Below are 20805 nucleotides of genomic sequence, written 5' to 3' on the forward strand. Positions count from 1 at the left end.
CCTAGGGTCGCTTTTTTTATTTCGGAGTTTGGCTTTGCTTGGGTGGCAAGTATCCGTGTCAGGCACCGGGTGTACCTTTCTGGGGTCGGCGTAAACCCATCCGTGGGGCCTAGACTGAAGCATCCATGCTTCAGACTACCCCAGAAAGGTACACCCGGCACCTGACACTAAATTGGTTGCAAACTCTGACTTGCTTTACTAAAAACTCGCGGCTCGCAGCTCAAAACTCTCAGCTCTCTTCACCCTATAAAATACTTAATCGCCGCCCCAATCAGCACCAGCGGCACTAGAATCCGAATCCACTTCGAATACTTCGCCGCCTGTTCTTCACTGACTTCCGAGCCCTTGGCCGAGGTGATTTTAATCACCACCAACATCACCAGTGCCAGTACAACCAGAATCGTCACAATAGGTGGCATCAGAGATCTCCAAACAATTCATTCATTCGTGTACCGGGATCGTCGGCGCGCATAAACGCTTCGCCGACCAGAAAGGCATTGATGCGGTTATTGCGCATTAATTCAACGTCGGCCGGTGTCAGAATGCCGCTTTCGGTGATCAGGGTGCGCCCTTCATCGACGGCGTCTTTCAGCGCCAGCGTGGTGTCCAGGGTGACCTCAAACGTATGCAGATTCCGGTTGTTGATGCCTATCAGTGGGGTATCGAGGCGTAACGCCATGTCCATTTCAGCGGCATCGTGCACTTCAACCAGCACATCCATGCCGAGTTCGCGGGCCTGGTCGTGCAAGTCGGCCAACTGCGCGACTTCAAGTGAAGAGACAATCAACAGCACGCAGTCGGCGCCCAGCGCTCTGGCTTCGGTGATCTGATAGGGGTCGATCAGAAAGTCTTTGCGGATCACCGGCAACGCGCAGCCGTCGCGCACGGCTACCAGGTAGTCTTCATGGCCCTGAAAGAAATCACGATCGGTGAGCACCGACAAACAGGCCGCACCGGCGCGCTCATAACTCTGCGCAATCTCGACCGGCACAAAGGGGTCGCGCAAGATACTTTTGCTGGGCGATGCCTTTTTGATTTCGGCGATGACCGCGGCCTTGCCCGCTTCAATTTTAGCGTTCAGCGCCCGGGCAAAGCCTCTCGGCGCCGGGTGTCGGTCGAATTCGCGCTCAAGATCCAGCGCGCTAACGCGCCGCGAGCGCTCAGCGATTTCTTCGCGTTTGCGATCGTTGATTTTTTTCAGAATGGTCGGCGTATCGGTCACGGTCAGGCTCCGGTCAGGGCGTCGGAGAACGCCGCCAGTTCTTTCATTTTCTCAAATGCCAGACCGGTCGAGATGGCATCCTGCGCCATGGCAATACCCTGTTCCAGATCACTGGCCACGCCCGATACGTAAATCGCTGCGCCGGCATTCAACGCAATAATGTCGGCGGCCCGGGCGGAAACTTCATCGGTTGCACCGGTCAGGGCGTTTTTGATCAGTTCGAAACTCTGCTGGGAATTCTGCACCGCCAGACCAGACAACCCCTGAGTCGCCAGGCCGACGTCTTCCGGGCGCACTTTGTAACTGCGTACTTCACCGTCTTTCAGTTCAGCCACAAAGTTGCTGCCGCCGATGCTGAATTCATCGAGCCCGTCTTTAGAGTGCACGACCATCACGTGTTCACTGCCCAGGCGTTTCATCACATGCGCCAGGGGTTCACAGAGGTTTTCAGTGAACACCCCGATGACCTGGCGCTTCACACCGGCCGGGTTGGTCAGCGGGCCGATGATGTTGAAAATGGTACGCATACCCAGTTCCTTGCGCGGGCCAATGGCGTACTTCATGGCGCTGTGGTGGCCGGGTGCAAACATGAAACCAACGCCGACCGATTCAACCGCCCGGGCGGTTTGATCCGGCGTCAGGTTGATGTTGATGCCCGCCGCTTCGAGTAAATCGGCACTGCCGGAATTGGACGACACGCCCCGGTTACCGTGTTTGGCAACCCGGCCACCGGCAGCGGCCACCACAAAGGCGGCGGCGGTTGAAACGTTGAACAAATCCTGACCATCGCCGCCGGTGCCGCAGGTATCAACCAGGTTATCAACGTTCACATTCACGCTGGCGGCCAGTTCACGCATCACCATGGCCGCGCCGGTGATTTCCTCGATGGTTTCCCCCTTCATGCGCAGGCCCATCAGGAAGGCACCGATCTGGGCGTCGGTGCATTCTCCGGTCATGATCTGGCGCATGACCAATTGCATGTCCTCCTGGCTGAAGTGGCCGTGTTCGGAAATGCGCTTCAAGGCGTACTTGATATCCATGCTCGCTCCTGCGGGTCAGGGTAGAAGGGGGTCGGTTAAGTTTTGCAACACTATATCAGATTGCGGCAGGCTGATCAGGCCCCGGAGCGGCCGATAGCGCCGCAGGCAGGGGAACCTCCAGAAACCGCGCCAGCAGCGCATGGCCATGGTGAGTCAGAATCGATTCCGGGTGAAACTGCACCCCTTCCACCGCCAGCGAACGGTGCCGAACGCTCATGATTTCCTCGACGGCGCCATCCGGGGTTTCCGTCCAGGCGGTGACTTCCAGGCATTCCGGCAGAGTGGCCTGGTCGATCACCAGCGAATGGTAGCGGGTGACCTGAAAGGGATTTTCAAGGCCGGTAAAGACCCCTCGCCCGGTGTGGTGCACCAGCGACGTCTTGCCATGCATCACCCGCCCGGCCCGAACGACCGCAGCGCCAAAGACCTGGCCAATGCACTGATGACCGAGGCACACCCCCAACACCGGCGTTTTGCCGGCGAAATGCTGCACCGCCGCCATTGAAATGCCGGCTTCGTTGGGCGTACAGGGCCCCGGTGAAATCATCAGGGCATCCGGTGTCAGGGCGTCCAGATCATCCAGTGTGGTGGCATCGCTCTGCACCACAACGACATCGGCGCCGAGCTCTTGCAGGTAGTGCACCAGGTTATAGGTGAAGGAGTCGTGATTATCGATCATGACCACTCGGGGCATTGTTCATTACCTTGTTGTTTCAACAGCAGGGCGACAGTTTGAATCAACACCCGTTAAAATGCATGTCTGTTAACCTTACTACCCAACCCGGCACGCAGGAGACACCCCATTCAGCGCACGCCCACCCAGCGACTGCTCGACCGCGACTTCTACCGCAATGGCCCCAACCATCGGGGGGATCGCGAGGTCGGCTTTGGTGACGTCAAACGCCGTTTCGGGTTGCGCACCGTCACCATTGGCCGCTGGGTCACCAAAGCCGAGCAGGCCAGCACCGCCAATCACTTCTACGACGCGCTTGCCGACTTGCAGACCATTCTGCACGGCACGGCCGACCTGCTGTCGTTGCGCGGCACCCTGTCGCTCACCTACGGCCGCGGTGGCCAGCCGGGCGTAGCCGCCCACTATGAACCGGCCTCACGTACCCTGGCGCTGGCCAAAAACGCCGGGCCGGGCAGCATTGCTCATGAGTGGTTTCACGCCCTCGATCACTACCTTGCGGACAAGGCCTTCAAAACGGCCACGGCCGGTCGTTTCGCCTCGTCGGCGTGGCTTGCCGACAGCCCGGCCATCGGGCACCCGCTGAACCAGCGTCTGTTCGAATGCTTCCAGGCCATTCTGCTGAACGAAGCGGGGACCGGCACTAGCGAGCTGTTCAAGCGCTCGGTCGAGGCCGACCGCAGCCAGGGCGGCCTGTATTACAGCCTGCCGGAGGAACTGGCAGCCCGGTCTTTTGAGGCCTTTGTCCAGGATGCCCCCCTTAAGAATCACTTTCTGGTGAAAGGCACCCGGGAATCGCCCGAGGCCAAACAAGGCCTCTATCCGCAAGAGGCGCAAAGAGCGCGTATTAATGAGGCGTTTAACCGGTATTTTCAGGCGTTGGGTAATGCACTGGCCCGGCAAGGGAGCCCGGCCGGTCAATAAAGGCGATAAAAAAAGCCGCCATTGCGGCGGCTTCTGTGGTTGGGCTCAGACCCGAACGCTGACGTTCTGGCCGAGATTGCCAATGGGGTCGGCCGCCTGCCCGGGGCTAATGCTTTGTATCAACTGCAGGGCAAGATCCGCCTGCAGGTCCGTCGCCTGTTTCAGGACTTTCAGACCGGCCTCACCTTTGGCTTCGTTGGTGGCCTGGGCCGTGGAATAGGCAGCCACCGAACTGATGGATCCAAGATTCATCTGCGGCTCATCGATTGAGTGTGAGCCTACTGCATCGGCCAGATCCTTCAGGACTTAAGGGTCGTTTACACTTTGTTTCAGTGCTTCCCCGAATGAGCACCCGCCTGCTTTTGATCGAACAGTACTTTCACCGGACGAGACAGTTTCTCCGGATGCCGCGGCGTGACATCGGCAAAGCATTCGTAGATGCGTTGCATATCGGCTTCGAGGTCTTCGCCGGGTTCGAGAATCAGCGGAAAGGTTACCTGCTTTCTCCGGTAATCGGCCGTTGCCAGCACAATGGGAACACCCGCCTGGCGGGCGATATGGTGAAACCCGGTTTTCCATGTATCGGCGTTGCTGCGGGTACCCTCCGGCGTCATCACAATGATGATGCGGTCATGGCGGCTCAATTCGACCACGGTCTGCCCCACCACACCGCCGGCTTTGGAGCGGTCGACCGGAATACCGCCCAGCTTCTTCAGCATCCAGCCAAAGGGCCACCTGAACAGGGAATTCTTGATCATAAACCGGGCGTGCAGCGCCAGCGCGATGCCAGCGGTAATGCCCAATACGCCATCCCAGTTCGAGGTATGTGGCCCGCCTACGACAATGGCCTTGGGAAGGTCCGGAAAAGGTTCCACATACCAGCCCGCCAGTCGCAACAAACCAATGGCCAGCCGGCGCAGCGGCGAGCCACCCGCTGCCACGGCCGTTTTTTTCTTATTGTTGTGCATAGTGATCCTGAGTTTTTCTACATCAGGCCCGATGTTAACCCATACCGGGCACTGACACACAGCCGATATACAAAAGCTATTGCATCGGTCGTTAAAACAAACTTATGGCAATGACTGACCACTGCTATAACTAGTGTGAGTAGTAAGGCGGTAAGGAAGCCATGACTTATCCGCATCCCCTGATATTGACTGACATGGCTCAGACCGGTGCTGGCTCCCGGCAGACAGGCTGTAAAGTCGTCGGGTTGAGTGGCCAGTTCACCGAGTCCCGACTAACGTTACACGACCCTATAACCAGAATAACGCAACCAAACAGTCACAGACGGAGAGAGTTATGACCACGAATCAGACAGAAGCAGCCGGCAAATGCCCGGTGATGCACGGTTCACGGACCAAAATGACCACCGGCACCGCCAACATGGACTGGTGGCCGAACCAGTTGAACCTGGCGATCCTGCACCAGCACTCGCCAAAATCTAACCCCCTGGGTGAAGACTTCGATTACGCGGAAGTCTTCAAATCACTCGACTTGCCCGCAGTCAAAAAAGACATCGAAACCCTGCTGAAAGACTCGCAGGACTGGTGGCCCGCCGACTACGGTCACTACGGCCCCTTCATGATCCGCATGGCCTGGCACGCCGCTGGCACCTACCGTACGGGCGATGGCCGTGGCGGTGCGGGCACCGGCAACCAGCGCTTTGCGCCGCTCAACAGCTGGCCCGATAACGGCAACCTCGATAAAGCCCGCCGTTTACTGTGGCCGGTAAAACAGAAGTACGGCAGCAAGCTCTCCTGGGCTGATCTGTTCATCCTAACCGGCAACGTCGCACTGGAATCCATGGGCTTTAAAACCTTTGGCTTCGCCGGTGGCCGCGCCGACATCTTCCAGCCGGAAGAAGACATCTACTGGGGCGCCGAGAAAGAATGGCTGGCCACCAGCGACAAAGACAACAGCCGCTACACCGGTGACCGGGAACTGGAAAACCCCCTCGCCGCCGTGCAGATGGGCCTGATCTACGTGAACCCGGAAGGCCCCGATGGCAAACCGGACCCACTGGCCTCGGCCCGCGACATTCGCGAAACCTTCGCCCGCATGGCGATGAACGACTATGAAACCGTCGCCCTGACCGCCGGTGGCCACACCTTTGGTAAAACCCACGGTGCCGGTGACCCTGAGAAAGTTGGCGTCGAGCCCGAAGGCGCACCCATTGAAGCCATGGGCTTCGGCTGGAAAAACAGCCACGGTAAAGGCAAAGGCCGCGACACCACCACCAGTGGCCTGGAAGGCGCGTGGACACCCACCCCAACCCAGTGGGACATGACCTATTTTGATGTTCTGTTCGGCTACGAGTGGGAACTGACCAAGAGCCCGGCCGGTGCGCAACAGTGGGCGCCAAAAGGCTTGAAAGACAGCGACATGGCACCGGACCCGGAAGATCCGTCGACCAAGGTCGGCATCATGATGTCTACCGCGGATATGGCCATGCGCGAAGACCCGGAATACCGGAAAATTTCGCAGCACTTCCATAAAAACCCGGAAGAGTTCGCCGACGCCTTCGCCCGCGCCTGGTTCAAACTGACCCACCGCGACATGGGCCCGAAAGCCCGCTATTTGGGCCCGGAAGTTCCGGCTGAAGACCTGATCTGGCAAGACCCGGTGCCTGAGGTCGATCACGAACTGGTCAACGCCAGCGACATTACCGACCTGAAAGGCAAAATTCTGGCAACCGGCCTGTCGGTTTCCGAACTGGTCTACACCGCCTGGTCATCCGCCTCGACCTTCCGCGGTTCCGATATGCGCGGTGGCGCAAACGGTGCCCGCATTCGTCTGGCGCCCCAGAAAGACTGGGAGGTGAACCAGCCAGATCAGTTGGCCAAGGTGCTCAAGGCACTGGAAGGCGTACAGAAAGCCTTTAACGACCAGTCCGGCAGCAAGAAAGTCTCGCTGGCCGACCTGATCGTACTCGGTGGCGTGGCAGCCGTTGAAAAGGCCGCAAAAGACGCGGGCCACTCGGTAGACGTGCCGTTCACACCGGGCCGCACCGACGCCACCGATGACCAGACTGATGTCGAAGCGTTCGACTGGCTGAAACCCGAAGCCGATGGGTTCCGCAACTACCGTCGCGCAGCCTTCACCGTCTCCGACGAAGAAATGCTGATCGACAAGGCCCAATTGTTGGGGTTGAGTGCACCGGAAATGACGGTTCTGGTTGGCGGCATGCGGGTAATGAACGCCAACTACAAGCAGGCCAAACACGGCGTGCTGACCAAAACGCCAGGCAAACTCACCAACGACTTCTTCGTGAACCTGACCGACATCAACACCGAGTGGGCGCCAGTATCGTCTGAAGCCGATGTGTTCGAAGGTAAGGACCGCAAGAGCGGCCAGGTGAAGTGGACGGGTACTCGGGTAGACCTGGTGTTTGGCTCCAACTCCCAGTTGCGCGCCATCGCAGAAGTTTATGCCCAGAGCGACTCGAAAGAGAAGTTCGTGAAAGACTTCGTGGCTGCCTGGACCAAGGTGATGAACGCTGATCGGTTTGATCTGGCGTAATAGGCACTAGGCTAAAAAACTAAGGCCGGATGCCCTACTGGGGCGTCCGGCCTTTTTTATGCGCGATAGGAAATCACTCAAACAGAGTCACTTACTACATCAAGTCTCCGATAAATAACAGGATTCTAGAAAGTGTCGGGCATTTGGTATAGGTTACCAAAACGCCAAAGGTGCGACGCATATTCCAGATGTGCCCCGATATCAGCGTCGCCAAAGACACTGATATCGGACATCACCGTCGTGGGCGACGACTATTCCTGCTTTGATATCGATTGTTAGTTGCAAGGGATAAACCGCACAAGCCCTGTATTGCTGGGTTTCGAGCGAATCGTGTGCTACTTTGAGAAAAAGCCTAGCCGGGATATGAGGCGGGCTAGACGATGAATAAGCTGTTAGAGCTAAATATGGACGAATTTATAATATTGCTAGTTTTAATCGTTCTTGGAGTGATCATCCTCTGGACTGTATACGGCTATGTTGTAGTCGCAAAAGCGATACTTACCTCACACTCATATGAATGGTGGCAGAAATTCGTAATAATGATTTTCACCCTATTACTGCCAATAATTGGCGCAGCATTTGTATTTAGAGTGCTTTCTGATGAGTTCGAAACAGTTAAGCGTAAGCGCATTCCACTGATACCATTCTTACTTCTAGCTTCTGACCTGTCAGGCTCAGGGTTCGAGTCCTCGAATAATCATAGCGAGTCAAGTGGAATGGACGGGGGAGGCGGTAATGGGGACTAGCTCTAACAACCAGGTCAAGTATCGCCCTTACAGGGCTGGACTCGCTGACGCTCGCCACTTACCAAAACGTTAGGCTCGGAGGCTGATGTGAAGACTGCATTTCGGACATTCCTAATTCTCGCTGCGCTCGCTGGCCCTCTTTCTGCCCGCGCGGGGGACGAGGCGTTGCTCAAGGTTATCTGTAGCCCTGAGCTCTCGCTGTTTGAAGTGACCGTGACGTCAGTAGACTTCAACTACGACGGGATTCCAGAAGGACTGGATCCTTATCCGTTCTTGACTGACAAGTACGGCTTGCACCAATGGCCGAAACTCGGCGAGTCTCTTGTTTGCGAAACCGATGAGAATCGATACCGGCTCCACCGCCGTGTGTCTAGGGAGGGCGACCGGTTTGCTCTCTCAGTCAATGGCAGGAGTATCGTCGAGGATTTCGTCTTGCTTGACGGACCCGCCACGTTTGCCAAGGTCGCCAAGTCGATATCGGTCCGAGAAATAAGCCGTTCCGCCAACATCGAAGTTTGCGTCCTAGATGATGGATCAGTCCGCCCTCGTGCCCATCAGCTAGTGTGTCGGGAGCTTTCTATTCCTCTTTACGAAGAGCTGCCAGAGAAATACCCGGTGCTGGCGGAGTCATTTCTAGAGGATAAATAGATCGAAAAGAGGTGAAGAAGAGCTAACAAGGCCAGTCACGGCGACGGCCACCACTCCATTGCGGCTTCGCCTCCATGAGCTTGTACCACTTTAACGGACAGTAACTTAACTAGTGACATAACTAGTGACAGGACACCCAACGTAGTGCCATCTGACACTGCTTTTAACTAGTGACAGGACACCCAACGTAGTGCCATCTGACACTGCTTTGGTCTCGGAATAAAAAGAGAACTCAGTGGTTAATGGTGAAGAGGGCCGTACGCGACTAATTGAGGTGTTTAGCCCCAAGAATCATGATTTTCAGGCACAGTAAAACGTCAGGCAGTCCTGATAGTGGATATTTGTAGGGTTGGTTAGGTTAAGTTAGATGCGTAGCTGTCGCTAGCCCCGGTGTTCGCTGATATCCAAACCGCTGACACTGGGCTTTTATTGACAGGACCGTGCCCACAAGACCTTTAAATTGGCTCTCGAAATTTTGAGTGTTGTAGATCCAATGGTCGGTATCGATGTTTAGTCGTTCGAGAATCGGCGGAGCTTTCTGGTCCATGCTTCCACGTTTGTCTGTGCGAATCTGTCGACCCGTCCAATCAACCAGTTCCAGATAGTCCTGTAGCCGAAAAGGCAGACCTGCGGGCATGTCTTGGCGGGGGTAGCCGACGAAAGGAAACAAGGGTTTGGGCTGTTTTGGTTCAATGCTTTCAGGTTCGCTTTTAGCCGCATTGATGCGTTCTTTGACTGACGTAAAATCAGAAGTTTCAGGAGTATCAGCCATTTGGGCGCGAATGGGGTTTAAGTCGACATAGGCCAGGCAGGTTGCCAGGGCGGTTTCATCGAGCAACGCCTGGGATTTGAACCGACCTTCCCAGAATCGGCCAGTGCAGGCATCTTCAGCGTTGGCCTGACGCACGATGTCTTCGTTCAAGGCTCGCATGAACCAGCTGATCGACATCAGGCGCTCACGCCATTCTGTTACCAGCTCTGAGAGGACTTTAAGTTGCTCTTCATACAGGTCTTTACCGGCCATATACTCATGGCTTAGAAAATTGCCGCCATAAAGGGTGTGCCAGCGTTGAATGATTTCGGTATCCGACCAGGCTTTGGCTTTCTCAGCGTTGATGTGAAGCACAATGTGGTAGTGGTTGGACATAACGGCGTAGGCGCAGATATCGAGCGCATACACCTTGGCCAGCGCCATCATGCGCTGCTCAATCCAGCCACGGCGGTGTTCGTAGTCGTTACCGGAGTGCTCATCACGGCCGCACAGGAAGGCGCGGCGCACGCACCTGGAGGTGCAGTGGTAATAGGGAGTCGCCTCTAGGGCGATCTGGCTTTTCCTTGAACGTGGCATAATGTCTAACCCTGACGGCCCGCTTTTAGATGCTGTATAAACTACTGGATGGAATTTTTGGGGTCAAGTGTTAATGTCCAGCTGAGATTAAAACTGAATAAGATGATAGGTGATAAATGAGCCTCAAGAAAATATTCGTAATAAATTTGGTGATTGGCATTTTCGTTTGTTTGGCTCATATCCCATTAGTTGCTCTGAAGCTCAGCGGAGTTAGTGGTTTTGAATCTGTAAATCTATGGCAGGTTCTACCCTTAATTCCTTTTGATCTAACCCTCTTGCTTGGCGCAATCGCAGCTCTAGCCGGTTCTGATGAGCGCAAATCAAAAATATTGCCGGTGCACGCTGTAATTTTGGGTTTACTTTCTGTCGTTATTATAGGTATGTTGCTTTGGTTCGTTTTACTCGGCATCCCAGAAGGAAACTTCAGTTGGTCTCCTGGCCTCGGCGCTGCACTGGTAGGTTATTCGATGCATGTATCTAAACGAGCCTTTTATCAGGGCACAAATAAACTTATGGCTAATGCAGGCTGGTACTCAGCAGGTATAGTCTTCTTTTTTGAGCTGGTGCTAATGTATAAGTTCTATGTTATGCACTTCACCTAAGAAGTACAGGTAGCATCGCCACTTTGGGCTTTAAGGCTATGATGAAGAGCGTACTAATAGGTTTATTAGTCTCTGTTATTTGTGGATGTTCCTCTCTCTCATTTACACGGGGAGAAAGGCCTTTCGACGGAGTTGTCCATGCTACGAGTAGTCTGGTGTGTTCCTATTATTGGTCCGGACATGACTGGCAAGGAAATAGCATAGATAGAGCGTCACATGAGAGAGTAATTCCAACTGCAGGAATAGTGGTCTATGGCATCGTGGATCTTGGTTCTAGTGTAGTTGGTGACATAATCATTTATCCTTTCCAGTTGGCAGGGGGTGGGCCTCCATCTCCCGATTTTGATGAAAAGGTTCATTCGCTGCTCCCTTGTGGTACGTTGCAGAGTAGTCTTAATACAATTGGGGCGCTGTGATACCCCTAACAAATACGGGCACTGCGACTCGAAACTCGCGCGCACTGTAAACGCTAGGAGTTTAAGTTATCCATGCGATTTATAGTCCGAACATTTGATGATCCGACTCGAATAGAGGTTCGAGCCGAGCATATGCAGTTACATCTCAATTATTTAGCAGAAAATGAACAAGAAATTCTGGTGGCAGGTTCGCTTCGAGAGTCCACCTCAGATGGTCCAATTGGTGCGCTCTGGATTATCGAAGCGGAGTCCGAGGGTCGTGCCCGAGAGTTAGTAGAAGGTGATCCTTTCTTCAGAAAAGGGCTAAGACAAAAATATGAGCTGCTGTACTGGTCGAAAGCATTTTCTCATACGGCCACTGTGTAGCCCTGAACAGACAGCACCACCGGGCAAACACATTGCCCGGTGTTACCAAACCACAACAGCTAACTGCCCTACTGCTCCAACGACCCCTCAAAATAATGATACGGCAACAACACCATCGGCTGGCCGCGGTGCTCTACCAAGTCCTGCAAGTACTGCTGGCGATACAGATCCCGATTGAACACCAGCGCATCCGCCCCTTCTACATCGACCAGATAGCGTAAGTCCTGCAAGGAAGACACACTGGGGCGTGGGCTTTCGACCAGAAAGACTTTGTCGCGATCCGCGATGCCTGCTTGTTTGCGGGCAAGGTCAATGGCGTGGGTCAAACTGCCCAGTTCATCAACCAGGCCTGCGTTAAGGGCGTCGCGGCCGCTATAGACCCGGCCCGCCGCCAGTGCTCGCATCTCGGCAACGGTGACGCCTCTGGCTTCAGCAGCCTGGGTCACGAAGGCGTCGTAGTAGCTGTCGAGGCGGCGCATGATGCCCGCTCGCTCAGCTGGTGTCAGGTCCCGGCTTGGCAGGGAAAGCCCGGCAATCGGTAGGCCAATGCCTGCGGTTGCATCGGCCGAGGCTCCCCGGCTAACGGCATCGCTGTTCAGGTGCAATCGGTCGCCCAGGCCGTCGTCCCACAAGCGCACGCCGGTCACGCCGATGCTGCCGGTGATGGTGTTGGGTGAAGCCACCAGCGTGCCGGCGTGCATCGATACCCAGTAGCCACCGGATGTCGCCAGCGAACCCATGGATACGACGACGGGTTTTTCAGCCTGGGTCAGTTTCACTTCCTGGCCCAGCAGATCGGCCGCCAGTATCAACCCGCCCGGTGAATCAACACGCAACACCACGGCTTTAATCTCGTCATCTTCGCGCAGTTCCCGAAGCGATTCCGCCAGTTCACGGGTGCGCATGCCGCTGTCGGTCGCGGTCATGCCAGTGGCATACACCACCGCAATGCGGTGAGCCGGGCCCCATTGGTTGTCGCGGGGTTCGCGCAGTACTTGCAACCCGTCGGGCGCTACCCGGCGAGGTTCGGTTCCTGTCACGGTTTCCAGCACGTCATCCAGTTCGGAATAGCGAGCCAGTCGGTCCACCACGCCCATGCTCAGCAAATCTTCTGCGGTCAGCGACAGGCCACGGTCGATCAGTTGGTTGAACGCATCGGGTGACAAGTTACGACCGTCGGCCATGCTGCTTTGCCAGAGTTGGTAGAAACTGTCGATCATCGCCTGGCGTTGTTCCCGGTCGGCGGCCGACATGTCACTGCGCGAGAGGCTCTCGAAGGCGGTTTTGTATTCGAGGTTGCGGAACTCGTCGACGCCAATGCCCCAGTGGGCCAGCAACTCGCCGAGGTAGGTGCTGCCGGAGACAAAGCCTGGTACCGTGAGTGTGCCCATCGGGTCCAGGATGACTTCGTCGGCGGCGGATGAGAGCAACAACTCGGTCATGCCGCCGTCTTCAATGTACAGCAACACAGTCTTACCGGAGTCGCGAAATTCATCCAGTGCGGTTTTGATTTCCCAGGCCATGGCGGCGGGAACCTGCATGCGCGTGGTGTTGACCACAATGCTGCCAACGTTGTCATCCAGACGGGCAGCATCGATGTAGCGCAGGGTATCGAGCAGCGAACGACGGCGGTCGAACAAGCCGAAGGTCTGGTAGGCCATCTCGTCGTTCAGGCTCAGCTCAAGAACGTCGTCACCCCGGGTCGACCAGGCGTCGAACACATTGCGGTCCCAACCACCGACGCGCAGTGAATACGATTGGTAGTCAGTGCCTTCATTCACCTGATGCGCCTGGGCGCTGAAACCGGCGTGGCCGAGGCTCACTTGTATGCCTGCCGTCACGGTTTCGGTGTCAAAATAGCGGCCGGTCAGGCGAATGCCCGGCATCACTTCGGTTGCAACACCGGCCGACCAGTGCCCGTCCTCAAAGTCTTCATCGTTCCCCAGGGCGTAGTCGGCAAACACCGTCAGGGTTTCATTGCCAAAGGGGCGCACGGCCACGTCCACCACGCCCTGATAGTATTGCGTATCGGTGGCGAGCTTGCCGGTCAGGCCAATGGAGGTATAGCGATTGGGCCGGTTGATCGAGCCAAGCGTGAAATGGGTGCGCAGGTCCTGGCTTTCGGTATCGCCACCGTACCAGCCGATGGAGAGCCCACCTGCGCTGGCGTCCGTGCCGCCGCCAAACGCCAGCTTGTATTCTCTGATAGAACCTGTGCCCCGGTTATCCCGACCGAAGCTGAAGCTCACGCCCGGCGCGGCGAGTGTGGCGTTCCAACGCTGGTCGTCGTACAAAACGTCGTCGCTGGTCCAGTTAACGGTGACATCGCCTTCGGTCAGGTAGTGCAACCCGGCCGGGTTGTCGTATCCGTACAACCCGAATTTCATCGCGCCTGGCGATGCCAGTGAAAACTCGTTTTGCTGGTAATACCGTTGAAAACCGGTTTGTTCAGCGATCGCAGGCAAGCTGGCACACACCAGCAATGGCAATATCGTTAATCGGCGGGGCATGGCTCACGTCCTTATAGGCGATTTCAGACATCAGCTTAGGCCGATGCGCCAAACGCAAATAGTAACGAAAGTCCTGTTTTTGAGCGTTAATTGCCCAAATCTCAGTGGGCACCGCGGATGGTAACGTCCCGATCAAGCACCCAGCACCGATCATTGTGCTGGTAGCCCAGGGGTTCGTAATAGGCGCTGGCCGCCGGAGCAGCGAGCAAAATCAGTTTGCACAGCGGCCCCAACTGCTGCTGGGTGACGGCTTGTAACTGTTTGCCAATGCCCGACTTCTGCAGACTGGCATCGACCGCCAGGTCCGACAAATAACAGGCGTAGTGAAAATCGGTAACGCTGCGCGCAATGCCCACCAGCAGATCACCGTCCCAGGCACTGATGGTCAGGCTGGCGTTGGTCAGCATGCCCTCGATACAAGCCCAGTCGTCCACGGGTCGGCGTTCCGCCAGGGTCGACCGGTGCAGCAGATCGATGAACTGATCTGCGCTGACCGGTGCATTTATGCGGTATTCAATGGCCATGAACTCGCCCTCTTGTTTGGTAGTCGCGGCAGATCATTCTGAACAGTCATCAGACGAACCTGAACTCAGGCAAGGCATCCACAATGATCTGGTGGTCATCCACGTCTTTTAGCCCGGTGACCGTGATGGTCCCGATCAGGCCGGCGCTGGTCACCACAATCGGAATGCAACCGCCCTTGGCGATGTAATCATCATCGCTCAGACCAAAGTCAGCCGCCAGCGTTTTACCCATTTGCTCCAGATCGAGCCGCACCGCCAGCGAGCTTTCGGCAAAATTCAGCGTTGTATTCACTTTCCGGCGAATCCAGTTGGCTTTGTCGGCCGACAAGTCATTGTCGATGAATTCGAAAACGGTTTGGTTCAACCGGCGGATCGACACGCCGATTCGGGCGTCCCGTTTGCGGGCCAGCTCGATAATTGCCAGGCCCATATCCAGGGCCATCCGGTTGGTAAACTGGTCGGTGATGAGTTGACGTTCCACAGGGGTTTCCTTTTTCAGTGGCAGACAAGAGACGGCTCATTCTTTCAGTCCTCATCGCCGTTCTCAACGTTTTTAACGACCAGCGGCTGATGCCCGGGCCGTTGCTTTTGACCCGACTGCCCTCACCTCCCGTACCATTCGAATATGAATGCCAACTCATCTTATTCAGATTCAAGGAGAAACCATGAGCGATAACAGCTACATACCCCCCAAGGTATGGACCTGGGAACCCGGCAACGGTGGTCAGTTTGCCAACATCAACCGCCCCATCGCTGGCCCCACTCACGATAAACCGCTGCCGGTTGGCAAACACCCCCTGCAGCTGCATTCACTGGCCACCCCCAATGGCGTTAAAGTCACCATCATGCTGGAAGAACTGTTGGCCGCGGGCATTGCCGGCGCCGAATACGACGCCTGGCTTATCAATATCATGGAAGGGGACCAGTTTGGTTCTGGCTTTGTGGAAGCCAACCCCAACTCCAAGATACCCGCCTTAATGGACCACAGCGTCACCCCGCCACAGCGCGTGTTTGAGTCCGGCTCCATCCTGATGTATCTGGCTGAAAAATTTAACGCCTTCATTCCCGACACTCCGGCTGGGCGCACAGAGTGCTTCAACTGGCTGTTCTGGCAAATGGGCAGCGCGCCGATTCTGGGCGGTGGCTTTGGCCATTTTTACGCCTATGCGCCGGAAAAATACGAATACCCCATCAACCGGTACACCATGGAAGTCAAACGCCAGCTGGATGTACTCGACCGCCACCTGGCTGACAACACCTACCTCTGTGGCGAGACCTACAGCATCGCCGATATGGCGGTTTGGCCCTGGTACGGCTGGCTGGTGCAGAACAAGGTCTATGAGGCCGCCGAATTCCTGGAAGCCGATGGCTACACCCATGTACTGCGCTGGGCGAATGCCATTGCCGACCGGCCTGCGGTCAAACGGGGTGTGATGGTTAACCGCACCTGGGGTGAGCCGGAAGAGCAACTGCATGAGCGGCATGACGCCAGCGACTTTGACTGAAGGACGTAACCGGGGGGCCGGATAGCCCCCAGACGCCTAAATGATGTGACGTCCCTACAGGCTACTTTTTCAGAAACAGAAAGAGACCGACCGCAAAGCTCACGGCACCGCCGATGTAGAGCAACATGACCCGGTCGGTCTCAGAGCCTGTAATGAGCTCCGTCACTTGCGAGCCGACGGATTCCGACAACTGGAATCCCCAGAATGCCAGGCCCGCGCCCAGTACCAGTAATGCAATGCCGATTGCCCTCAGCGGCAGACCTGACCCTTTACTCATGGTTGTCTCCTTATTTTTGTCTTTGCAGGTTGCTGACACCGGTCATCGGAGTCGTCAACTAATCGTACCCTACAGTGCTCCATTGGCCACGATACTGCAATATCGAAACGAGGCCTGTGCGGCGGCTGCCCAGGCCTAAAAGCTGGATACCCTTTGCTCGTTCGCATGTCATAGGAATAACCACCCACGCTGACGGTCAACACCAAATCGGTCCCGAGGCCCCTGCACTTCAGTGCCTCAACGGCTTGCGTTTACCGGAGACACTGGTGGTAGTGCACGCGGCCAGACCCAATGTTGAGGTACACTCACACACCCCGCTTCAGGAGCCGTTGGATTATGAGTTTGTTTGAACATCAGACAGTGGAGAATGCCCTCCTGATCAACCGGCTGGACACCGAAGAGGTGCTCGGCTGTGCCATTGAGCGCCCGTTTGATCTGGACGGTCATCGCTGGCTGACGGCCGAACATTACTACCAGGCCATGAAGTACCCGGGAAAACCCCGCTTTGACGACATCCGCAATGCGGCGACGGCCGATGAAGCCCGAAAACATGGCCGGGGCTGGCTTAAACGTACCCGGCAAGACTGGCCCGCCTTGCGCACCCGCGTGATGACGCGCGCGATTTACACCCAGGCACATACCCACCCAGAGTTTGCGCACGCTCTGTTAGCGACCGGCGACCAGTTGATCAGAGAAAACTCGATGTACGATTATTTTTGGGGGACAGGTCGCGACCAGCGCGGCGACAATGCCTTTGGAACCGTGCTTATGAATGTCAGGGAGAAATTGCGACAGGAAACCGGATAGTTTCCTTAGCCGGTGTCACGCCGATCAAGCCACCCCGGGCTGCGCCGGTACTCGGCCTTGCATGGCCGTTGCCAGAAACTCGGCAAATGCCCTTATCCTCTGGGGGGTGTGCCTGCGGTAGGGAAACCCCCAGCTCCCGGGCGGTAACGGTCAGGCTATTGGACTGGGCCAAATTGCCGGAAAAAGGCCAGATCGTCTAGCGGGCTCATGTGATTATCCACTCTGGTGCAATAATAGCTTTCAGTATACTTGGATTATCCACTCGCACCCAGCCGCTACACTCTCAGTGCCATCAACCCACCATTCAACCGTTGTAGGTCAGGAGCATTCCCATGTCACAGTCCATTGCAGTCATCGCCGGCGACGGTATCGGTAAAGAAGTCATGCCCGAAGGGTTGCGGAGCCTGAAGGCCGCCTGCGCGCGCTATGCTGTGCCGCTCACCACAACAACCTTCGACTTCGCCAACTGCGACTACTACCTCGAGCACGGGAAAATGATGCCCGACGACTGGTTTGAACAGCTCAAAGATTACGATGCCATCTTCTATGGCGCCGTTGGCTGGCCCGAAACCGTGCCGGACCATATTTCACTCTGGGGATCTATCCTGCAGTTTCGCCGCGACTTCGATCAATACATTAACTTGCGTCCGGTTAAGCTGATGCCCGGCGTTCCCAGTCCGCTGGCGAATCGCAAACCGGGTGACATTGATTTCTTTGTGGTCCGGGAAAACACCGAGGGGGAATACTCAAGCGTGGGCGGCAAAATGTTTGCCGGCACCGAACGGGAAATTGTAATTCAGGAAACGGTGATGACCCGAATCGGTGTGGATCGGGTACTCAAATACGCCTATGAATTGACCCAGAGCCGACCGCGTAAAAAACTGACGTCAGCCACCAAGTCGAATGGCATCGCCATCACCATGCCCTATTGGGATGAACGCGTAAAAGCCATGGGTGAGCAATTCCCGGACGTTCAGGTCGACTCCTTTCACATCGACATACTCACAGCCCAGTTCGTCATGCACCCGGACTGGTTTGACGTCGTCGTTGCCAGCAATCTGTTTGGCGACATCTTGTCTGATCTGGGCCCGGCCTGCACTGGCACTATCGGCATAGCGCCATCGGCCAACATCAACCCCGAAGGCACCTTCCCCAGCATGTTTGAACCGGTGCATGGCAGCGCGCCGGACATCGCCGGCAAAGGCATCGCCAACCCAATTGGTCAGATCTGGTCAGCGGCGTTGATGCTTGAACACCTGGGTTACCATGACGCCGGTGGCGCCATCGTGAAAGCCATTGAAAGCGTCCTGGCTGAGGGCAACCCAAACATCCTGACGCCCGATCTTGGTGGCCAAGGCACAACCAAGGGGTTGGGCAAGGCCATTGCAGCTGCCATTGCGACTCAATGAACCGGCTGCACATGAGTTCATTTGCACAAACACCTGTTGGGTGATTGGCCGGGCTGGGTGATCGGTCGACGACCGCTTGTCATCGCAACCCGGGCAGGCGGGTTCTCAGAAATGGCATGATCCACCGGTCCAGGCCAATTAACCCTGTGTTTCGGCTACCCGATAACAGGATAAAACTGACCAGTATCATTTGCGGGTTCACACTGATCGCGCCCGACAACAGGAACGAAAAATTCATGACCATGCCAAAAAACACAGCCAGCAAACTGAAAGCGCCAACAATCAGTCCCAGGCCAACCAGCACTTCACCCCAGGTGATCATAAATTCAAACAGCGCTGCATTGGGTAATGCAAAGTTTTCCAGAAAAGACGCCCACCAGGCTTGTACCAGGGGGCGCTCGCCCTGGGAGTTGGCAATCGCACCGCGCAGAAAGCCAACAGCGCTAAACTCGCCGGTCACTTTATGCCAGCCTGCCATCAGCCATTGATAACCGAGCCAGAGTCGGGCCACGGTCAGTAAGTAGGAAGCGACGGTCGCTTCCCGAAGCCAGGTTCCAATCATCTGTAATCTCCTTTGTTGTGTGTGTCAGGGCTTAGCCGAAAACCAGGCTGAGCAATAGTGCCAGCACCAGTATTCCGCTAAACAATTTGTTGTAGTTGAATGCAAAGGCAACCAGGTAGAGTGGCCAAACGTCCTCGGGTATTGTCTCCGGCCGCTCCTGCGGGCGAGGTTGGCGAAACCGTTTAACCGTGACAATAAAGCGGGGCAACGCCAGCCAGACCAGTAAAAACCAGATGCTCAGCACCCCTGTCAGTGCGCCCAGTGTCAACACCAGATACTGCACAGCCCAAAGCCCGAGCGTTAGATTCCGGCTACCGGTCTCTCCCAGAATCACAGGCAGTGTGTGTACCCCTTTGGCACGATCCTGTTTCAGTTTGTCGGTATGTTTACCCAGCAATACCGTGGTGGGGCCAATGCCATACACCAGCGCGATCCAGAACTGGAACAACGTCAGTTCTGCGGAAACCACATAGGCCGAACCCAGCACCATCAGCGGCCCCCAAACCAGCCAGACCGAGGGCTCGCCCAGGCCGATGTATTTCAGCGGCCAGGTGTAAAACAGCACAAAGAAGGCGCCCGCCAGCATGAAGTACAGCGTCGTGAGATCGGTCCGCACCACCAGTGTGGCGCCAATGGCCAGAGCAGCGCCACCGGTGAGCACAATGTAGCCGATCATTTGCCGCTCGGTCAGCAAGCCATTTTCCAGCGGCTGCGGACCGTATTGGGTTCGAAAGTAGTTGTCTTTATCCACGCCTTTCTTCGAATCGGTCCAATCGTTCAGCAGGTTGTTGGTGGCGTGCGCCAACACCAGCCCCAAGCACACGAGCGCGGCGTTGATCAGATCAAACTGGGCGGCCGGAATGGCCAGTAACATGCCAATACCCGCTGAAAACAGGGTCATTACAAACACCGCTGCCCGGGTGGCGACAAACCAGCGTTTTGCCAAGCCCATGGCGCCCCAGTCCGTCGCATCGAGTCGGGGAATTTTGGTCATTATTTCTGGCCAGGTTGGGATCATGGTGGTCGGATTACTCCTGTGAACATTGCGAAAACACCCTATGGCTACCAAGCGCACTGTCTTAGCAACTACCGGATGTTTTAAGGTTTATCGAACACTGTAGCCTAAAATGCGCAGTCTGTTAAAAGGATCAGTCAATCCATTGATACAGGTCAGTTTATCGGGGTGGTACCACGCCAGCAGGGCTCATTACGCTCTGACGACCGGTTTATTATTAGATTTATCTAATATATAATCACACTGAGCTCCCGAATGAGAACCAACCGATGGACTACACCCGTAAATTTCAAACAATGGCCGACGCCGCACGCGCTCAGGTCGAGGAAGTCGCACCAGAACAAGTCGATGCGTTGATGGCCCAGGGTGCTATCGCTCTCGATATTCGCGACAAGGAAGAGCACGACAAAGGGCACATCCCCAATTCGCTCAACATCAGCCGTGGCAAGCTGGAAATGGTGATTGAGAAGAACGTCCCGGATTTGAACACGGTGCTTTTGTGTTATTGCAACGCCTATAACCGCGGGTCGCTCTCAGCGGCGTCACTGCAGAGCATGGGTTACAAGAACGCCAAAGTCATCGCCGGCGGATTGAACGCATACAATGCACTGCAAAAAAGCTGAGACAACCGGTCACAGCCGTTCCCCGGACCTGCTTATCCTGATTAAAAA

At 55.9% G+C, this 20805-nt stretch carries 23 protein-coding genes; 10 read left to right on the forward strand and 13 right to left on the reverse strand.

Annotated features, from left to right (window positions below):
* Positions 1-239: 239 nt before the first annotated feature.
* From ACHUE7_RS20190 to ACHUE7_RS20205, 4 genes are read right to left on the reverse strand one after another with little or no spacing between them, the layout of a single operon-like run.
* Positions 240-419 carry a hypothetical protein gene (locus ACHUE7_RS20190; protein ID WP_127559723.1) on the reverse strand — a complete coding sequence of 60 codons (180 nt, stop codon included), beginning with the start codon at positions 417-419 and terminating at the stop codon, positions 240-242.
* The gene (gene trpC / locus ACHUE7_RS20195) at positions 419-1228 is read right to left on the reverse strand and encodes an indole-3-glycerol phosphate synthase TrpC (RefSeq protein ID WP_394171704.1); all 810 of its coding nucleotides are present in this window, start codon (positions 1226-1228) and stop codon (positions 419-421) included. The genes ACHUE7_RS20190 and trpC overlap by 1 nt, the downstream gene beginning before the upstream one ends.
* Positions 1225-2262, reverse strand: a complete 1038-nt coding sequence (gene trpD, locus ACHUE7_RS20200; RefSeq protein WP_394171662.1) for an anthranilate phosphoribosyltransferase — start codon at positions 2260-2262, stop codon at positions 1225-1227. The genes trpC and trpD overlap by 4 nt, the downstream gene beginning before the upstream one ends.
* Positions 2263-2317: 55 nt before the next feature.
* Positions 2318-2941 carry an anthranilate synthase component II gene (locus ACHUE7_RS20205; protein ID WP_394171663.1) on the reverse strand — a complete coding sequence of 208 codons (624 nt, stop codon included), beginning with the start codon at positions 2939-2941 and terminating at the stop codon, positions 2318-2320.
* Positions 2942-3088: 147 nt separating this feature from the next.
* Here ACHUE7_RS20205 and ACHUE7_RS20210 point away from each other — a divergent pair, with 147 nt between their 5' ends.
* The gene (locus tag ACHUE7_RS20210; protein ID WP_394171705.1) at positions 3089-3877 is read left to right on the forward strand and encodes a CLCA_X family protein; all 789 of its coding nucleotides are present in this window, start codon (positions 3089-3091) and stop codon (positions 3875-3877) included.
* Between the two features lie 45 nt (positions 3878-3922).
* Here the strand turns inward: ACHUE7_RS20210 and ACHUE7_RS20215 are convergent, their stop codons facing one another.
* Together ACHUE7_RS20215 and ACHUE7_RS20220 are read right to left on the reverse strand one after the other, a co-directional pair.
* Positions 3923-4129: a YjfB family protein gene (locus ACHUE7_RS20215; protein ID WP_394171664.1), complete on the reverse strand. Its 207-nt coding sequence runs from the start codon at positions 4127-4129 to the stop codon at positions 3923-3925.
* Between the two features lie 77 nt (positions 4130-4206).
* Entirely contained in the window at positions 4207-4845 is a 639-nt protein-coding gene (locus tag ACHUE7_RS20220; protein ID WP_394171665.1) for a lysophospholipid acyltransferase family protein, read from the reverse strand.
* Positions 4846-5179: 334 nt separating this feature from the next.
* Between ACHUE7_RS20220 and katG the strand changes: the two genes are divergently transcribed.
* From katG to ACHUE7_RS20235, 3 genes are all read left to right on the forward strand, one after another.
* The gene (gene katG / locus ACHUE7_RS20225) at positions 5180-7399 is read left to right on the forward strand and encodes a catalase/peroxidase HPI (RefSeq protein ID WP_394171666.1); all 2220 of its coding nucleotides are present in this window, start codon (positions 5180-5182) and stop codon (positions 7397-7399) included.
* A gap of 380 nt (positions 7400-7779) precedes the next feature.
* On the forward strand, positions 7780-8145 hold the full coding sequence (locus tag ACHUE7_RS20230) for a hypothetical protein (RefSeq protein WP_394171667.1): 366 nt from the start codon (positions 7780-7782) through the stop codon (positions 8143-8145).
* A gap of 87 nt (positions 8146-8232) precedes the next feature.
* The gene (locus ACHUE7_RS20235; protein WP_394171668.1) at positions 8233-8793 is read left to right on the forward strand and encodes a hypothetical protein; all 561 of its coding nucleotides are present in this window, start codon (positions 8233-8235) and stop codon (positions 8791-8793) included.
* A 358-nt stretch (positions 8794-9151) separates the two neighbouring features.
* Here the strand turns inward: ACHUE7_RS20235 and ACHUE7_RS20240 are convergent, their stop codons facing one another.
* Complete coding sequence (locus tag ACHUE7_RS20240; RefSeq protein WP_394171669.1) at positions 9152-10141, reverse strand: transposase; 990 nt, start codon at positions 10139-10141, stop codon at positions 9152-9154.
* Positions 10142-10257: 116 nt separating this feature from the next.
* Here ACHUE7_RS20240 and ACHUE7_RS20245 point away from each other — a divergent pair, with 116 nt between their 5' ends.
* Both ACHUE7_RS20245 and ACHUE7_RS20250 read left to right on the forward strand, forming a co-directional pair.
* Entirely contained in the window at positions 10258-10743 is a 486-nt protein-coding gene (locus ACHUE7_RS20245) for a hypothetical protein (protein ID WP_394171670.1), read from the forward strand.
* 488 nt (positions 10744-11231) lie between these two features.
* Complete coding sequence (locus ACHUE7_RS20250; protein ID WP_394171671.1) at positions 11232-11525, forward strand: YciI family protein; 294 nt, start codon at positions 11232-11234, stop codon at positions 11523-11525.
* Positions 11526-11593: 68 nt separating this feature from the next.
* Here ACHUE7_RS20250 and ACHUE7_RS20255 read toward each other — a convergent pair whose 3' ends face one another.
* The 3 genes from ACHUE7_RS20255 to ACHUE7_RS20265 all read right to left on the reverse strand — a co-directional run bounded on the left by ACHUE7_RS20255 (position 11594) and on the right by ACHUE7_RS20265 (position 15040).
* Positions 11594-14035, reverse strand: coding sequence for a S49 family peptidase (locus ACHUE7_RS20255; protein ID WP_394171672.1), 2442 nt, complete (start codon positions 14033-14035; stop codon positions 11594-11596).
* Between the two features lie 101 nt (positions 14036-14136).
* Positions 14137-14559, reverse strand: coding sequence for a GNAT family N-acetyltransferase (locus tag ACHUE7_RS20260; protein WP_394171673.1), 423 nt, complete (start codon positions 14557-14559; stop codon positions 14137-14139).
* 49 nt (positions 14560-14608) lie between these two features.
* A complete protein-coding gene (locus ACHUE7_RS20265; protein WP_394171674.1) occupies positions 14609-15040 on the reverse strand; it encodes a heme-degrading domain-containing protein in 432 nt (143 codons plus the stop codon).
* 184 nt (positions 15041-15224) lie between these two features.
* On the opposite strand from ACHUE7_RS20265, the gene yghU reads away from it, so the two are divergent.
* A complete protein-coding gene (gene yghU / locus ACHUE7_RS20270) occupies positions 15225-16064 on the forward strand; it encodes a glutathione-dependent disulfide-bond oxidoreductase (RefSeq protein WP_394171675.1) in 840 nt (279 codons plus the stop codon).
* Between the two features lie 61 nt (positions 16065-16125).
* Here the strand turns inward: yghU and ACHUE7_RS20275 are convergent, their stop codons facing one another.
* Positions 16126-16341, reverse strand: coding sequence for a DUF3185 family protein (locus ACHUE7_RS20275; protein ID WP_394171676.1), 216 nt, complete (start codon positions 16339-16341; stop codon positions 16126-16128).
* 336 nt (positions 16342-16677) lie between these two features.
* Between ACHUE7_RS20275 and ACHUE7_RS20280 the strand changes: the two genes are divergently transcribed.
* Positions 16678-17148 carry an NADAR family protein gene (locus ACHUE7_RS20280; RefSeq protein WP_394171677.1) on the forward strand — a complete coding sequence of 157 codons (471 nt, stop codon included), beginning with the start codon at positions 16678-16680 and terminating at the stop codon, positions 17146-17148.
* Between the two features lie 332 nt (positions 17149-17480).
* The gene (locus ACHUE7_RS20285; protein ID WP_394171678.1) at positions 17481-18557 is read left to right on the forward strand and encodes a tartrate dehydrogenase; all 1077 of its coding nucleotides are present in this window, start codon (positions 17481-17483) and stop codon (positions 18555-18557) included.
* Positions 18558-18636: 79 nt separating this feature from the next.
* Here ACHUE7_RS20285 and ACHUE7_RS20290 read toward each other — a convergent pair whose 3' ends face one another.
* Positions 18637-19119 (reverse strand): DoxX family membrane protein, encoded by a 483-nt coding sequence (locus tag ACHUE7_RS20290; RefSeq protein WP_348474112.1) that lies wholly within the window; start codon positions 19117-19119, stop codon positions 18637-18639.
* A gap of 31 nt (positions 19120-19150) precedes the next feature.
* On the reverse strand, positions 19151-20113 hold the full coding sequence (locus ACHUE7_RS20295; protein ID WP_394171679.1) for a prenyltransferase: 963 nt from the start codon (positions 20111-20113) through the stop codon (positions 19151-19153).
* 290 nt (positions 20114-20403) lie between these two features.
* Here ACHUE7_RS20295 and ACHUE7_RS20300 point away from each other — a divergent pair, with 290 nt between their 5' ends.
* Complete coding sequence (locus ACHUE7_RS20300) at positions 20404-20757, forward strand: rhodanese-like domain-containing protein (protein WP_394171680.1); 354 nt, start codon at positions 20404-20406, stop codon at positions 20755-20757.
* Positions 20758-20805 lie beyond the last annotated feature (48 nt).

The sequence above is a fragment of the Saccharospirillum alexandrii genome, assembly GCF_043641555.1.
Classification (GTDB): Bacteria; Pseudomonadota; Gammaproteobacteria; order Pseudomonadales; family Natronospirillaceae; genus Saccharospirillum; species Saccharospirillum alexandrii_A.

Excerpts from the sequence above, each read along its gene's own strand:
- ACHUE7_RS20220 (WP_394171665.1), bottom strand. The coding sequence starts at position 4,845 with ATGCACAACAATAAGAAAAAAACGGCCGTGGCAGCGGGTGGCTCGCCG.
- ACHUE7_RS20215 (WP_394171664.1), bottom strand. The coding sequence starts at position 4,129 with ATGAATCTTGGATCCATCAGTTCGGTGGCTGCCTATTCCACGGCCCAG.
- ACHUE7_RS20300 (WP_394171680.1), top strand. The coding sequence starts at position 20,404 with ATGGACTACACCCGTAAATTTCAAACAATGGCCGACGCCGCACGCGCT.
- ACHUE7_RS20230 (WP_394171667.1), top strand. The coding sequence starts at position 7,780 with ATGAATAAGCTGTTAGAGCTAAATATGGACGAATTTATAATATTGCTA.
- ACHUE7_RS20290 (WP_348474112.1), bottom strand. The coding sequence starts at position 19,119 with ATGATTGGAACCTGGCTTCGGGAAGCGACCGTCGCTTCCTACTTACTG.
- ACHUE7_RS20260 (WP_394171673.1), bottom strand. The coding sequence starts at position 14,559 with ATGGCCATTGAATACCGCATAAATGCACCGGTCAGCGCAGATCAGTTC.
- ACHUE7_RS20255 (WP_394171672.1), bottom strand. The coding sequence starts at position 14,035 with ATGCCCCGCCGATTAACGATATTGCCATTGCTGGTGTGTGCCAGCTTG.
- ACHUE7_RS20295 (WP_394171679.1), bottom strand. The coding sequence starts at position 20,113 with ATGACCAAAATTCCCCGACTCGATGCGACGGACTGGGGCGCCATGGGC.
- trpD (WP_394171662.1), bottom strand. The coding sequence starts at position 2,262 with ATGGATATCAAGTACGCCTTGAAGCGCATTTCCGAACACGGCCACTTC.
- katG (WP_394171666.1), top strand. The coding sequence starts at position 5,180 with ATGACCACGAATCAGACAGAAGCAGCCGGCAAATGCCCGGTGATGCAC.
- ACHUE7_RS20245 (WP_394171670.1), top strand. The coding sequence starts at position 10,258 with ATGAGCCTCAAGAAAATATTCGTAATAAATTTGGTGATTGGCATTTTC.
- ACHUE7_RS20280 (WP_394171677.1), top strand. The coding sequence starts at position 16,678 with ATGAGTTTGTTTGAACATCAGACAGTGGAGAATGCCCTCCTGATCAAC.
- ACHUE7_RS20285 (WP_394171678.1), top strand. The coding sequence starts at position 17,481 with ATGTCACAGTCCATTGCAGTCATCGCCGGCGACGGTATCGGTAAAGAA.
- ACHUE7_RS20250 (WP_394171671.1), top strand. The coding sequence starts at position 11,232 with ATGCGATTTATAGTCCGAACATTTGATGATCCGACTCGAATAGAGGTT.
- yghU (WP_394171675.1), top strand. The coding sequence starts at position 15,225 with ATGAGCGATAACAGCTACATACCCCCCAAGGTATGGACCTGGGAACCC.
- ACHUE7_RS20190 (WP_127559723.1), bottom strand. The coding sequence starts at position 419 with ATGCCACCTATTGTGACGATTCTGGTTGTACTGGCACTGGTGATGTTG.
- ACHUE7_RS20275 (WP_394171676.1), bottom strand. The coding sequence starts at position 16,341 with ATGAGTAAAGGGTCAGGTCTGCCGCTGAGGGCAATCGGCATTGCATTA.
- ACHUE7_RS20240 (WP_394171669.1), bottom strand. The coding sequence starts at position 10,141 with ATGCCACGTTCAAGGAAAAGCCAGATCGCCCTAGAGGCGACTCCCTAT.
- ACHUE7_RS20205 (WP_394171663.1), bottom strand. The coding sequence starts at position 2,941 with ATGATCGATAATCACGACTCCTTCACCTATAACCTGGTGCACTACCTG.